Origin of the sequence: Phreatobacter oligotrophus, assembly GCF_003046185.1 — a bacterium.
Classification (GTDB): Bacteria; Pseudomonadota; Alphaproteobacteria; order Rhizobiales; family Phreatobacteraceae; genus Phreatobacter; species Phreatobacter oligotrophus.
This window is the reverse complement of the sequence record NZ_PZZL01000005.1, coordinates 80,083-93,493: the sequence shown is the minus strand read 5'-3', so window position 1 is coordinate 93,493 and position 13,411 is coordinate 80,083. Positions and strand designations below refer to the sequence as shown.

Sequence of the window (13,411 nt, the reverse complement as noted above, 5' to 3'; positions counted from 1 at the left end):
CGCGGCAGCGGGGGGCTCAGGCCCCCCGCGATCCCGGGATGATGCCCTCGGGCAGCGCCGCGACATGGGCCGCGATGGCCCCGGCCGTGGTGACCCAGACCTCGTCGCGCTTCGCCACGATATGGGCCAGAGCCCGGCGCAGCTGCCGCAGCCGATAGGGCTGGCCGACGATGTAGGGGTGCAGCGCGATGCCCATGACCAGCGGCATGGCCTTGGACTGCTCCAGCATCTCGTCGAACTGGTCGATGATCATGTCGGCGAACTGGCTCGCCGAGTCCTTGCGCGCGACGATGGCGGGGATGTCGTTCAGCTCCTGCGGATAGGGCAGGGAGAGGATGCGCCCGTTGTTGCGGGTGGCGAACCAGATGGGCTGGTCGTCCTGGCACCAGTCGAGGAGATAGGTGTAGCCGGCCTCGGCCAGCAGGTCCGGCGTGACGTGGCTCTGCGAGATCCAGGGTCCGAGCCAGCCCTTCGGCGCCTTGCCCTCGGCGGCGCGGATGACGGCCGTCGTCTCCTCGATCAGGGTCTTCTCGCCAGCCTCCTCGAGAATGCCCTGCCGCTCGGAATTGGTGCGGCCGTGGCCGAGGATCTCGTCGCCGCGCGCGCGAAACGCCTCCATCACCTCCGGGCAGTAGGCGTAGATGGAGGAGTTCACGAGGACCGAAGTCGGCAGGCAGAGCTGGTCGAAGAGCTCGATCATCCGCCAGACGCCGACGCGGTTGCCATAGTCGCGCCAGGCATAGTTCAGCACGTCGGGCTGCGGGCCGCCGGGGGCGAGCTCGGCGCCAAGCCCGGTGCCGAAGGCGAAATGCTCGAGGTTCACGCCGAGATAGAGGGCGAGGCGCTTGCCCTCCGGCCAGTCATAGACGGGGCGCCTGGTGATGGCGCTGTAGGCGTAGCGGCCGTGGCTGGGAAGGACGGGCGGGGTGGACGCGTCGGACATTGGATCCGTCTCTTGTGGTGGCGGGGAGGGCCCGCGGGGCGCATGAGGCTAGCAAGGCCCATGCCGTCCTGTGGACCGGCTATGCGTCGCATGGGCCGGCCGCGCCGCACCCCATTGCCATGGGAGCCGCGATCGGGAAGATCGGCGCCTTCGTCGCCCCAGGATCCGCCATGACCGCGCTGCCCCCGCTCTCCGACATCACCATCGGCTTCGGCCATTCGGCCTACCAGCTGGGCGCCGAGTTCGCGCGGCGCAACACCGGCATCCGCTTCGAGGAGTTCCGCTCGGCGGCCGATTTCCATGCGCGGATCGACGCTTTCGACGTGGTCTGCGTCTCCGCCTTCTGGCGCAACGCGCCGATCGAGAAGGCCGGCAAGCTGAGGTTCATCCAGTCGGTAAGCGCCGGCATCGACGTCTTCGGCCTCGACGCGCTGAAGGCGAAGGGCATCCGCCTCGCCAGCGCCCAGGGGGCCAATGCGATCGCCGTTGCCGAGCACGCCATGGGCCTGACGCTTGCGCTGTCGCGCATGATTCACACGGCGCGCGACAACCAGGCGCGCAAGCACTGGCGCGGGATGATCTCCGATCCGCTGGCGCGCGAGGATGAACTCGCGGCCAAGACCATGCTCATCATCGGCCTCGGCGGCATTGGCGGGCGTCTCGCCCGCTTCGCCAAGGCCTTCGACATGCGCGTCGTCGGCCTCAAGCGCGACACGTCGGTCAGGGTCGAGAATGTCGACGCACTCGTCGGCCCGGCCGATCTCGACCGGGCGCTGGGCGAGGCCGACATCGTCGTGCTGACCTGCCCGCTCACCCCCGAGACGGAGGGCCTCATCAACGCCCAGCGCCTCAAGGCGATGAAGCCGACGGCCCATCTCATCAACTGCGCCCGCGGCAAGGTGGTGGACGAGGACGCGCTGATCGCCGCCCTGCAGGCCGGCACCATCGCCGCCGCCGGCCTGGACGTGACGCGCGAGGAGCCGCTGCCGGAGGCCTCGCCGCTCTGGACCATGGAGAACGTGCTGATCACCCCGCATACCGGCGGCGAGACGGCCTCCTACGAGCGGCGGGTGGTCGACGTCCTCGTGGAGAATCTCGGCCGGCTGGGCCGCGGCGAGCCGCTGAAGAACGGTATCGTCTGACGCGGTCCTACCAGCTTAGCCGGATTGTCATTCGGCAGTGATGAGCGCCCAATTCACACATGATTCGTGGCGGTCTCATCCGTTCGGGAAGGAAGGCGCTCGCCGGCCTGGCGATGGTTTTCGTCGTGCTCGCGGGTGTGCTGCCCGCGCCCGGCCAGTCGACCACGACGACGCTCAGCTTCCAGCTACCGGGCGGCAATCGCACGGCGCTCATGGTCGACCACGCCCAGGGACGGCGGGCGCCGGTCGTCCTCGTCCTGCATGACGAGAACGGCAGCCCGGAGCAGATCCGCCGCTATTTCACCTGGGACGAGGTCGGTGGCCGGGAGAAGCTGATCCTCATCTATCCGCAGGGCGTGCGCGGCGCCTGGAACGACGGGCGGCCGACGGACGGACGCCGCTTCAACCCGCTGGCGCGGGTCGACGACGTCGCCTTCATCCGCACCCTGCTTTCGGAACTGGAGACTCGCGGCCGGCTCGACCGGCGCCGGGTCTATGTCGTCGGCGTCGGCGGCGGCGGGCACATGGTTCACAGGCTGCTCTGCGAGGCCGGCGATCTTTTCGCCGCCGGCGCGCCGCTGCTGGCCTCGCTGTCGATCATCTGGGCCCGGTCATGCCCCGCATCGGCCGTGCCGGTGGTGATGGTGGCGGGCACGGAGGATCGCATCACGCCCTTTGGCGGCCGCGGTTCCGGGTCGGACCCGGACAGCGGCATGGTCTCGGTTCCCGACACGCTCACGTTCTACCGCGGCCGTAACGGCTGCACCGGCACGGGCGAGCGCGCGCTTCCCGACCAGGACAGCACCGACAATTCCCGCATCACCATCCTCGAGGGCACCGGATGCCGGCACGCAGCGCGGCTCTACCGGGTCGATGGCGGCGGCCATCACACGCCCACGCGCGCGGAGCGCCGCATGCGCCCGGTGGTCGGCGCCATGCTCGGCCAGCCGAACCATGACATGGAGACGGACGAGGAGATCTGGGCCTTCTTCGCCGACAAGCGGCGCCCGTGACCCTGCCGAACCGTCAGGGGACGAGCTGGGCCTTCACCTGCGCCCAGTGACCCTCGGCCCGCTGGATCGCTTCGGCCGGGCTGGTCATGAACAGCGCCCGGTTCGCCTCGGAATGGAAGACGTAGAGCCGCTGGTTGTGCACCAGCCAGACGCCGGGATGGCCGGGGGTGGGAACGCCCGTGCCGATGGCGACGGGATCATAGCCGCCATAGCGCGGCTCATAGACCGAGGGGTCCTGCATGAAGGCGTCGCGGTTGCCCTCGTTGCTGAAGCGCCAGGTGGCGCCCGCCCAGGACAGTTCATAGGCAGCGACCCCCTCGCGGGGCTCGCTCTCGGTGAAATAGGCGACCGGGTCGTAGCCGTAGATGGCCAGGCCGGTGAGGCGATCGGTGACCACGCGCTCGGTGGTCGCGGCGCGGCTCTCGTCGCCGGTCATGCCGATGACCACGGCGACACCCGCATAAAGACCGGTCACCGCGAGGGTGAGGAGCAGCGGACGAAGGAACTGCCTCATCACTGACATTTTTGGTCCCGAATCTCGCATCCCGACACCACCGGACCATGCCGGCGGAGGGTAACCGGAGTCTTACCGCGCGTGCTGAAATCCGCGTCTGGTGACCAAATGGTTACCATCGCCGGTCTAGTCTGTAGGCAGTTCGTTCCGCCATCCGCAGAACCGCGGAGCCAATCGAGAGGTCATCATGCGCCGCCCCGCCTCCCTCGACCGCCGAACCCTTCTTGCCGGCCTCGGAGCCAGCCTCGTCGCCGGTCCGGCCTTCGCCCAGCGGTCTTACGATTCGCAGTCCCCCAGCACGTTTTCCGGCAATGAGGTGCTGAGCGCCGGCCATCGCTTCTTCGGCGGCACCAGCCGGGGCCTTGCCAATCTCGTCGAGCGCGCCACCCAGCAGTGGGGCCGCCCGAGCGCCTATATCCTCGGACAGGAGGGCTCCGGCGCCTTCGTCGCGGGCCTGCGCTATGGCGAGGGCATGCTCTACACCAAGGGCGGCGGCGACTCGAAGGTCTACTGGCAGGGCCCCTCGCTCGGCTTCGACTTCGGCGGCGATGGCGCCCGCACGATGATGCTGGCCTACCGGGTCCGCGACGTCAGCGACCTGGAGCGCCGTTTCATCGGCATCGACGGCTCCGCCTATCTCGTGGGCGGCCTCGGCATGACGGCGCTCGGCGCCGACAACATGCTGGTCGTGCCGATCCGCACGGGCGTCGGCGCCCGCCTCGGCGTCAATGGCGGTTACCTCAAGTTCACCTCCCGGCCGACCTGGAACCCCTTCTGATCGCGAGCGGTGCGGCGGGAGCCCCAAGGGCTCTCGTACCACCGTCTCGGCCCTTCCCGCGGCGCTGCGCCCATGGCAGAAGAGGGAACAGGCCGTCAGAGGAGGCGCTGAGCCGTGACCATCGAGACCGCCATGGTCTTTGTCCTGGGCTTCGTCGTCGCCGGCCTCCTGGCGCTGGCGCTGATGGGGGCTGTCTGGCAGCGGGCGGTGCGGCTCACGACGCGGCGCGTCCAGGCGGCGATGCCGCTCTCCATGGCCGAGATCAAGGCCGAGAAGGATCAGGTGCGGGCTGAAGGCGCGCTGCGCGTCCGCCAGGCCGAGATCGAGGCGGAGCGCCAGCGCGAGGCGGCGAACCGCCATCTCATCGACCTCGCCCGGCGCACCGAGACCATCCGCGACCTCGAGGCCGAGCTCGACCGCCGTGCCGCGACCATCACCGGGCGGGAGGCCGAGGTGAGCCGGCTCGAAGGGGTCATCGCCGACGCGCGGGAGACCATCGCCGCCAAATCGGCCGAGATCGCCTCCGCCAATGAGACCATCGCCGCCCGCGATGCGGCTCTTGCTGCGCTGACCGCCGAACACAAGGCGAAGGTGGCCGAGAGCGATGCCCAGCGCGTGGAAATCGTGGCGCTGCGCACCCAGGGTGACAACCAGAGGAGCCAGATCGCCACGCTGACGGCGGAACTCGCCTCGGCGAACAGCGACCTTGCCGCCCATCGCCTGACCTATGCCGAGACATCCAACCTGCTGACTGCCGAGCGCCAGCGCTTCGCCGATCTGCAGGCGCAGCTGAAGCGGGAGCAGGAGGAGGTGGCCGGGCTCAAGTCCGACCTCGCCGCGCGCGGCCGGGAACTCGCCGAGACCTCCACGCGGCTCACGGCCGAAGCGCGCTCCGCATCCGAGCGGGCCGCCGAGGTCAAGCGGCTCGCCGCGGCCCTCGCCGCCGAGGAGGCCAAGGTCGCCAAGCTCGACGAGGAGCGCCAGCGGCTGGAAGCGGCCCTTGCCGGCGAGACGGAACGGGCCGCCCGCGAACAGTCGGCCCGCGACGCCGCCGAGCGCGCGGCAGCCCGCATCGAGGGCGAGCGCGACCGTCTGGCGCGTGAGATCCAGGCCGTGCGGGACGAGGCCGCGGAGACCGCGCGGCGGCTCCAGGTTGCCGCCGAGACGGCGATTGCCGAGAAGAACATGCTGGAAGGGTCGCTCGCCAAAGTGCGCGAGGACCGCACCCGCATCCAGCGGCAGGTATCCTCGCTGACCAAGGCCGCTGAAACGGCCCTGGCGCGCGACGCCCGGCAGGCCGAGGATCTGCGCGCCCGCATCGACGACGTCGCCATCGAAGTGGCGCGCGTCACCGCCATGCTGGAAGGCCCGGACTCGCGGATCGACCAGATCCTCGCCGCGGTTCCGGCGACCGGCGGTCGCCGCCGGCGGGTCGCGGACCTGCCGCTCGCCGACCGCATCCGCGCGGCGCTCGACGCCAGCAGGGGCAAGCAGGCGGCGGAGTGACCGCCGCCCGCGCCGTGGTTCAGCGGCCCTGACGGACCACCCGATCGATATCGGACCGGGCGATGCCCATGTCCTTCAGGAGGGCGGGGCTGAGGCCGCGCAGCTCATTCGACGCGTTGCGGATCCTGATCTCGCGCAGGAGACGGATGACGCTGGCGGCGATGCGATCGGCGAGGAGCGAGAGGGTGGAAGCCGGCTTGGAAGCCGAGGTTGCGACGTAGGACATGGCGAAACTCCAGGGGTTGGGATGGCGGCCATGTACACGCGGTGCGTGTCAGGCGTGCCGTTCGAGCCCTTGGGTCGCGTTTCAAGCGTTGCAGGTTCAAAGGCCGCGCGGATTTTTCTCGCGCGGCCGCTGATGGCGGAGGTCTTCAGGCGGCTCAGGCCTTGCGCTGGAACGCCTGGCGGATCTCCTCGAAGCTCTCCTGCATCCGGTCATGGATGACGCGGACAGCCTCGCTGTTGGACTTCTGCACGAGTTCGGCGAGGTCGCGCGTGTTCCTGACCGCGGCCTCCATGGCGCGGCGGGCGAAGTCGGTCTGGGCCGCCATCATCTCCTGGGCGCTGCCGGGCATGCGAAAGCCTTGCGCGGCCTCCTGGATGTCCTTCACCGCGGCTTCCATGATCTCGCGCTGCTTGGCAGCGAGAGCGGTCGCACCCTCGGCCGCAGCCTTGCCGCTGGCGGCCAGCGCCTCAAGGTTCTTGCGGTGATGGGCGAGGATCGGCTCAAGGTCCATGGCCGGCACTTTCAGGTCTTCGCCGAGCTTCTTGAACATATCGAGAAAGGGCTGGGGATTGGGCGTCATGGGGCAACTCCATCGGTCATGGCAAAAGCGGGGAACGACGCCGGGAATGCCTGCCCGGGCGGCAGCGACGCTAGGCCTCGGCGATGACCACATCAAGACGCGCGGATCAGCACCTCGATCGTGTGCAGCACGAGGCCTGCGAGACCGCCGATCAGCGTTCCGTTGAGCCGGATGTACTGAAGGTCGCGCCCCACATTCAGTTCGATCAACCGGATGAGCTGCTGCATGTTCCAGGCCTTGACCTGATCGGCGATGAAGCGGGAGGCGCCGCTCTTCTGCTGCTCCACCAGGGTGGACAGCGTGACGACGAAGCCGTCGTTCATCTCCGCCTTCAGCCGCGGGTCGGTGGCGAGCTTCTCGCCGACATGGCTGAGGATCAATGTCACCTGCGCCTCGATGCGGGAATCCGGTGAGGAGGCGTCGCGCTCGACATAGTCGACCAGGTTGCGCCAGAGCGTCTGGGCGAGGTCGCGGACCTCCTGGCGGCCGAGAATGTCCTGTTTCAGCTTCTCGGCGCGGGCCTCGTAATCCGGGCTCTCCCGCAGGCTGACGATGAAGTTCTCGACGAAGCGGTCGAATTCCAGCCGCAGCGCGTGGTCGGGATCGGTGCGGACCTCGTCGAGGAAGCTGCCGGTGGACTTCAGGATGCGGCCGAGCAGATAGGCATCGGCCTTGAACAGGTTGAAGAGGGTCGGCAGCTCCTGGCGGATCTTGTCGCGGATGCCGTCGATGGTCGCCTGGTCGGCGAGGATGCGCTCCACCGCGTCGATGACCTCGTCGAGCAGCCGCTGGTGGCGGCGATCCTCGGTGATGGCGCCGAGGAGCTTGGCGCCGAGCGGGCCCAGCTTCAGCGCGCTGAGCTGGTCCGTGAGCCGTTCGGCCAGGAACTCCTTCATGCGCGACTGGTCCATGCCGGCGACCGCCTGCGGCAGCAGGTTGACGACGAAGCGCGACAGGCTGGCGCTCTTGGCGGGATCGGCGAGCCAGGCGGCGATCATCGAGGCGAAGTCGACCTCGCGCAGCTTGGCCCCCACCGGGCCGGGAGCGAGGAAATTGGTCTCGACGAACTTGCCGAGGCTGTCGGCGATGCGGGATTGGTTCTTCTGGATGATGGCGGTGTGCGGGATCGGCAGGCCCATAGGATGGCGGAACAGCGCCACCACCGCATACCAGTCGGCGAGGCCGCCAATGGTCGCGGCCTCCGCGAAGGCGGCGATGAAGCCGAAGGCGGGATGGCGGTGTTCCAGCGCCTTGGCGATGACCATGACGGTGATGCTGGTGAGCAGCAGCAGCGTCGCCATCCGCTTGGCGCGGGTGAGGGCGGCCTGCTTCTCACGCTCGCGTTGGGCGGCCTCGGTGTCCGCGGTCTGCTCCGGCGCCATGATCGGCCGTCTCCCTGAAGGCTTGCCGTCCTGAGATAGGCGCAACGCCCCCGCGCAGGAAGGGTTCGCCGATTGTGCGTTGCACCATTCATGTTGCAATGCACAATAAGATGGCCTATATAGCGGTGATCCGCCGGGCCGCGCTCGGACGGCGGACCATGGCTCACACACGAGAATGGAGACCGAGATGTTCGACCAGACCTTCAAGACCGCAGCCGACACCGCCCTGAACCAGATGAAGCAGGCTTTTGCGGCCTTCGGTGGCACGCCGGGCGCGATGACCCCGCCGCCCGCTCTCAAGGATTTCGCCGTCCGCGCCGCCGATGCGGCCAAGGCCGGCCTTGCCGAGGCCGAGACGGCTTCCCTCGCCGCCGCCGCCAAGGCCGAGAAGGCCGCCGTCGCTGCCGCCGGCACCGGCGCTGCGCTGATGCGTGATGCCTTCGCCGGCGCTGTCGCCAATGCCAATCTGGTGATCGACGCGACCCGCGATGTCCTGGCGGCCCCCAGCCTGCAGGCTGCCCTTGAGCGCCAGGTTGCCTTCGCCAAGGCCTTTGCCGACGACAACCGCGCCCGCGCCGAGGCCAGCTTTGCCACGCTGCGCGGCCTCGCCACCGAGGGCGCCGAGACCCTTCGCACCGAGGCCGAGGCCATCGTGACCAAGGCCACCAAGGCCACGAAGGCTGCCAAGGCCGCCTGATCGCCCTTCCTCTTTCCCCTGACATGACAAAGCCCGCCGGACCGATCCGGCGGGCTTTTTCTATGGCGTTCGGCCGTGAGGCGTCTCAGACGGCCGCGGCGTAGCGCTCCGCCGGTAGGGCTGGCGCGCGGCGGGTGGCCGCCACCTTGCCGTGGCTGACGTCGAGGCCGATCAGGCCGACGACCTCGCCGGCCTCGAAGGTGAAGCGGGCCCCGAACTTGCGGGCGAGCGCCCGCATGGCGCGGTTGCCGGCGGTTGAGGTGATGCGGAGTTCCGGATAGCGCGAATAGCGGGCGGCTGACATGACGACCTCGAACAGGCGGCTGCCGATGCCCGACTGGCGGAAGGTCGGCTCGACCGAGAAGGCGATGTCGGCCGGTTCGCCCTGCGCGGGAGCATGAAGCTCCGCCGCGCCGCGGACGATGCCCTCGGCGTCGATGAAGGCGAAGACGCGGGTGCGGCCGGCGAAACAGCGCGCCGCATAGTCGCGGATGAAGTGGTCGCCGGCGACGCCGTTGAAACGCTCGCGACGGCCTTCGGCGTCGAGCCGCAGGAGGTGCTCGCGATGAAGGTCGGCGTCGCGGCCGGACAGTTCGCGGATCGTGCCGAGCGCATTGGTGGCTCGTGCCATGGTGATCTCCTCGTGAATCAAAATCCCGAGGCGTTCACATCCCTAGAGCAACGGATATTGTGCAGTGCACCATGATTGTCAATCAGGGCCTGCTCACCATGCCGTGACACGGCGAGTGTCAGGCCTGAATGAGCAATCTCAGCGCGTCGACTGGGCGCGGCGGGGGGCAGGACGCGCCGGCTGGGCCGGATCGGCCGGGGCGTCGTTCCACTCGGCGGGGGCGGCGACGCGCACCGCCTGCTCGGGCTCGGTCTTGGCGGTGAAGGTCTGCACCGCGAGGCGCGCCGCGACCAGGGTCTGGGCGTCGATGCGGGCGGCGACCTCGTCGCGCTTCTTGCCGGCGTCCTGGTCGCCACTGGCGGCAGCGAGGGCGAACCACTTGTAGCTCTCGGCGAGGCTCTGCTCGACGCCGAGGCCACGGGCATAGAGGATGCCGAGATTGTACTGGCTATCGGCGACGCCGTGTTCGGCTGCGCGCCGGAACCAGGTCGCGGCGGCGCGATAGTCCGGCCGCTGGGTGATCTGGCCCTGGGCGTACATGACCGCGAGATTGTGCATGGCCTTGGCGTTGCCGGCCTCGCCGGAGCGCTCGTAGAGGCGGCGGGCGCGCTCGAAGTCGCGCAGCACGCCGGTGCCCTTCTCATAAAGGCTGCCGAGGCGGTACTGCGCCGGGACGACACCGGCATCGGCGGCGCGCTGATACCACTTCGCCGCCTCGCTGGCGCTGACGGCGACGCCGCGGCCTTCGAGATAGCGGGTGCCGAGTTCGAAGGCGGCGATGGGGTCGCCGGCATCCGCCGCAGCCTTGAGGGCCGGCGGCACGGTGACCGGACGGCCCGTGCGGGTATCGATGGGCTGCCAGCCGGACGGCGACAGCGTGGAGCCGGGGCCCGTCGGCGGCGTGCGGGCCACCGAGCCGGTGGTCTCCGGCGCAGCCTCGGTCGCGGGTGGTGTCGCCGCAGGTTCGGGTGCGGGTGCGGCCTCGGCGGGCGCGGGCGCGGCGGTCGAAGCGGCAGGAGCCGTGGCTGACACCGGAGCGACGGCCGCAGGTGCGGCGGGCGCCTCGCTGGCGGCGCGGGGCGCTGCAACCTGCTGCGTGCCGGTGGCGTCGATGAGGCTGCGGATCTTCGGCATGGTGGCGATGCCGGCGGCGAGGACCAGAAGCGCCGCGGCGATGCCCATGAGCAGGGTCTTGCGATTGACCGACACGACGGGCCGCTCGGCCGCGTCGATCTCGATCACCGGTTCGGCGGCGGGTGCGGCCACCGGGGCTGGGGCCTGGGCAGCCTCAACCTCGGGTTCGACCTTTGGCGCGGCCGCCTTGCTACCCCTGCCGGGCAGGCGGAAGCGCGGCTCCTTGGCGGGAGCGGCCTCATCGGTCGCAGCGGGCTTCGCGCCGCCACGGAAGCGGGCAAGGAAACCGGCTTTCGCCGGCGCATCGGCCGCATCGTCGCGCTGGGCCGGCTCGGCCGCGGCAGCCTTGGCGGCGCGGCGGGCGGCGGCGATGAAATCGGTCTTGTTGGTGGTCGAAGCCGGAGCGGCGCCGGGGGCCGGCGGGCGGACGCGCGGGGCGCCCGAGCCCGGCTCAAGCGGCAGGTCGACGCTGCCCGGCGGGCGCGACGGGGCGCCTTGGCGGGCAACCGGGGAGGCGGCGCGCTCGGAGACGACAGGCGCAGCGGCCCGGCGCTCGGCGGCGGGTTCGGCGCGGGCCGGGGCTGCGGCAGGCTCGGCGGCGGCGGGCGCAGCGGCCGGTTCGATCTCGGCGATGCGACGGGCGACACGCTCGAAGGTCTGCTGGACGGCATCGACCGTCTGGGCAGCCGGAGCTGCGTCCAGTGCCTCGCGGGCGCGGCGGACTTCGGCAATCTCCCGGCGCAGCGCCTCGATCTCGCCCTCGGAGGGCGTGGCGCCGGCATTCGCGGCGGCGACCGCCTGGCGGGCCGCACGCTCGGCGGCCTCCACGGCGCTCGCCCGCATCTCCTCCATCTGCACGAAGAGGTCGGAGAGGCCGCGCTCGATGGTTCCGAGCTGGGCGAAGCGGCCATCGGCGGCGTCGATCTTCGCGGCGAGGCTGAGGATGTGGCGCTCGATCTCGGCGAGGGCCTTCGGATCGTCCGGACGGGTGTGGGTGTCCTCCAGCTTGTCGGCGAGGCGGCGCAGCGCCTCTTCCAGCTGGGGATTGGAGGCGGCCGGTCCGGCAGGGCGCGGCGTCGCGGCCAGGCGATCGGCGATTTCGTCGATGCGCGCCTCGATGGCGGCGGTGATGGCTGTGACGTCGCTGGCGGGAGCGGGGCGTGCGCGCTCCTCGGCCATCTCGTGGGCCATGTCGTCGATGCGGCGGCCCAGCGCAGCGATCTGTGCGCCGAGCGCGTCGATCACGTCGCGGCTCACCGTGTCGGCGAGCATGGACCGAATGGCGGAGGTCTCGTCGGCGAGACGGGCGACCTGCGCCTGGCTCATGCCGCGGGCGGCGAGGTCGTCGATGCGCCGCGACATGTCGCGGAGCTCCTCGGCAATGCCCTCGGCGGGCATCAGGCGGGAAATGGTGCGCTCGAACTCGCCGATGAGGTCCTGCAGCGGCTCGGCCGGCAGGCCCTTGGCGCGGATTTCGTGGAGGCGGTCGGCGAGGGCATGAACCTCGGCCTCGAGCGACTCGACGGCACGGCGCGGGGCGAGGTCGGAGAGCTGCTCGGCCATGGCGGCGATGTCGGCGCGCAGGCTGGCGACCGCATGGTCATGCTGGCCGCTTTCACGCTCGGCAAGCTCGCGGCGCATCTGCTCGATGCGGCCCGACAGGCTGCGGATCTCGCTGTGCAGGCCGTCCCCGACGGGGGTGGCGAGGGTGTCGATGCGCTGCGACAGGCGGCCGATCTCGCCGGCGAGCTGGGCGTCGGCGGGCTTCGCCGCCGGGCGGGCCTGGGCGAGGACCGTGTCGATCTGGCGCGACAGGGTGTCGAGCCGGTTGGCGATCGGGCTGAGGTCGAGGGTGATCGGCTGGGCCGGCGCGAGCGGCGGTGCGGCCACGGTCACCGGCGCCGATGCGGCGACGGCTGCGGGGGCGCCGCGTCCACCGGCAAGCGCCTGCTGGCGGGCGGCGATCTCCGCCATGGCGGAATCGATGTCACCGCGCAGGCCGCGGCGCGCGGCCGGCGGCTCGACCGGCTGCTGGCGCGGGGCCGGCATGTCGAGATTGCGGATCGACCGGGCAATGGCGTCGAGTTCGGCGCTATGATCCTGGCGCGGGGCAGGGGCCTGCGGAACGGCGGGGGCGATCGCCGGCGGGGCGGCGGGGCGCGAGCCGAGGCGTTCGACGGCCTCGATGGCGGCGGCGGACCGGCGCTCGGAAATCTCGGCGAGCCGCGCCACGGCGTCGAGAGCCCGAACGATGTCGGTCTGGTCGGTGCGGGCAATCGTCGCGGCGGGAATGGCGGTGGCGCTCTCGCGGCGGGTCACCGCGTCGAGGCGCTGGGAAATCGATTCGAGCCGGCGGGTGACGGTGGCAAGACCGGTATCCTGCTCTTCCGGGGCCGCGTCGGCGGCCTGTTCGGCGATGACAGTGTTCAGCCATTCGCCCAGCGACATGCCGGAGCGGCGGGCGGCCTCTTTCGCGGCCTCCCTCGCGTCCTGATCGACGCCTTTCACGCTCCAGGGGATCGTGTGTCGCATGCCGGGTCCACACTTGGCGAAACAGACGTCACGGCAGCCGTGCTGGACGGCTGGTTCCGTTCGGGGCATTCTCGGTGGCGAATCCTTGGGTGCCGCCGCAGCACGACCCACGTGCAATCTCGGTCCTCATGGTAAATGGAGCGTTAACAGAAAAATTTCGGCGTCCCGGAAACACGCGTTAACCGTTAAACCGCTGGTAAGTGTTTGTAGGCCTAGCTGTCTGCGTACGTCGCCTTCTCCTAACGGTAACTAACGTATCGGCATGGCCCTAAGGGTGGATCAGGACCCGTCTCGTCGGCTAACGTGGTCCCTTCATCGCTTATGGTTTCCTCG

12 protein-coding genes are annotated in these 13,411 nt (G+C 70.3%); 5 read left to right on the top strand and 7 right to left on the bottom strand.

Annotated features, from left to right (window positions below):
* Positions 1–16 precede the first annotated feature (16 nt).
* Positions 17–943, bottom strand: coding sequence for a polysaccharide deacetylase family protein (locus C8P69_RS12715; RefSeq protein ID WP_108177715.1), 927 nt, complete (start codon positions 941–943; stop codon positions 17–19).
* A 170-nt stretch (positions 944–1,113) separates the two neighbouring features.
* Here C8P69_RS12715 and C8P69_RS12710 point away from each other — a divergent pair, with 170 nt between their 5' ends.
* Together C8P69_RS12710 and C8P69_RS12705 are read left to right on the top strand one after the other, a co-directional pair.
* Positions 1,114–2,085, top strand: coding sequence for a D-2-hydroxyacid dehydrogenase (locus C8P69_RS12710; protein WP_108178114.1), 972 nt, complete (start codon positions 1,114–1,116; stop codon positions 2,083–2,085).
* A gap of 59 nt (positions 2,086–2,144) precedes the next feature.
* Positions 2,145–3,098 carry a CE1 family esterase gene (locus C8P69_RS12705; RefSeq protein ID WP_108177713.1) on the top strand — a complete coding sequence of 318 codons (954 nt, stop codon included), beginning with the start codon at positions 2,145–2,147 and terminating at the stop codon, positions 3,096–3,098.
* 13 nt (positions 3,099–3,111) lie between these two features.
* Here C8P69_RS12705 and C8P69_RS12700 read toward each other — a convergent pair whose 3' ends face one another.
* On the bottom strand, positions 3,112–3,612 hold the full coding sequence (locus C8P69_RS12700) for a YHS domain-containing (seleno)protein (protein ID WP_108177711.1): 501 nt from the start codon (positions 3,610–3,612) through the stop codon (positions 3,112–3,114).
* Positions 3,613–3,799: 187 nt separating this feature from the next.
* Here C8P69_RS12700 and C8P69_RS12695 point away from each other — a divergent pair, with 187 nt between their 5' ends.
* Both C8P69_RS12695 and C8P69_RS12690 read left to right on the top strand, forming a co-directional pair.
* Positions 3,800–4,390 carry a DUF1134 domain-containing protein gene (locus C8P69_RS12695; RefSeq protein WP_108177710.1) on the top strand — a complete coding sequence of 197 codons (591 nt, stop codon included), beginning with the start codon at positions 3,800–3,802 and terminating at the stop codon, positions 4,388–4,390.
* Between the two features lie 114 nt (positions 4,391–4,504).
* Complete coding sequence (locus C8P69_RS12690) at positions 4,505–5,896, top strand: coiled-coil domain-containing protein (protein ID WP_108177708.1); 1,392 nt, start codon at positions 4,505–4,507, stop codon at positions 5,894–5,896.
* Between the two features lie 19 nt (positions 5,897–5,915).
* Here the strand turns inward: C8P69_RS12690 and C8P69_RS12685 are convergent, their stop codons facing one another.
* The 3 genes from C8P69_RS12685 to C8P69_RS12675 form a co-directional block, all read right to left on the bottom strand.
* Positions 5,916–6,122, bottom strand: coding sequence for a YjiS-like domain-containing protein (locus C8P69_RS12685; RefSeq protein ID WP_108177706.1), 207 nt, complete (start codon positions 6,120–6,122; stop codon positions 5,916–5,918).
* A gap of 154 nt (positions 6,123–6,276) precedes the next feature.
* Positions 6,277–6,702 carry a phasin family protein gene (locus C8P69_RS12680; RefSeq protein WP_108177704.1) on the bottom strand — a complete coding sequence of 142 codons (426 nt, stop codon included), beginning with the start codon at positions 6,700–6,702 and terminating at the stop codon, positions 6,277–6,279.
* A 92-nt stretch (positions 6,703–6,794) separates the two neighbouring features.
* Positions 6,795–8,084 (bottom strand): DUF445 domain-containing protein, encoded by a 1,290-nt coding sequence (locus C8P69_RS12675; RefSeq protein ID WP_108177702.1) that lies wholly within the window; start codon positions 8,082–8,084, stop codon positions 6,795–6,797.
* 187 nt (positions 8,085–8,271) lie between these two features.
* Here C8P69_RS12675 and C8P69_RS23890 point away from each other — a divergent pair, with 187 nt between their 5' ends.
* Entirely contained in the window at positions 8,272–8,781 is a 510-nt protein-coding gene (locus tag C8P69_RS23890; RefSeq protein ID WP_170118231.1) for a hypothetical protein, read from the top strand.
* An 85-nt stretch (positions 8,782–8,866) separates the two neighbouring features.
* On the opposite strand, the gene C8P69_RS12665 is transcribed toward C8P69_RS23890, so the two are convergent.
* Both C8P69_RS12665 and C8P69_RS12660 read right to left on the bottom strand, forming a co-directional pair.
* On the bottom strand, positions 8,867–9,412 hold the full coding sequence (locus tag C8P69_RS12665) for a GNAT family N-acetyltransferase (protein WP_108177698.1): 546 nt from the start codon (positions 9,410–9,412) through the stop codon (positions 8,867–8,869).
* Positions 9,413–9,550: 138 nt separating this feature from the next.
* A complete protein-coding gene (locus C8P69_RS12660; RefSeq protein WP_146167334.1) occupies positions 9,551–13,078 on the bottom strand; it encodes an SEL1-like repeat protein in 3,528 nt (1,175 codons plus the stop codon).
* Between the last annotated feature and the right edge of the window lie 333 nt (positions 13,079–13,411).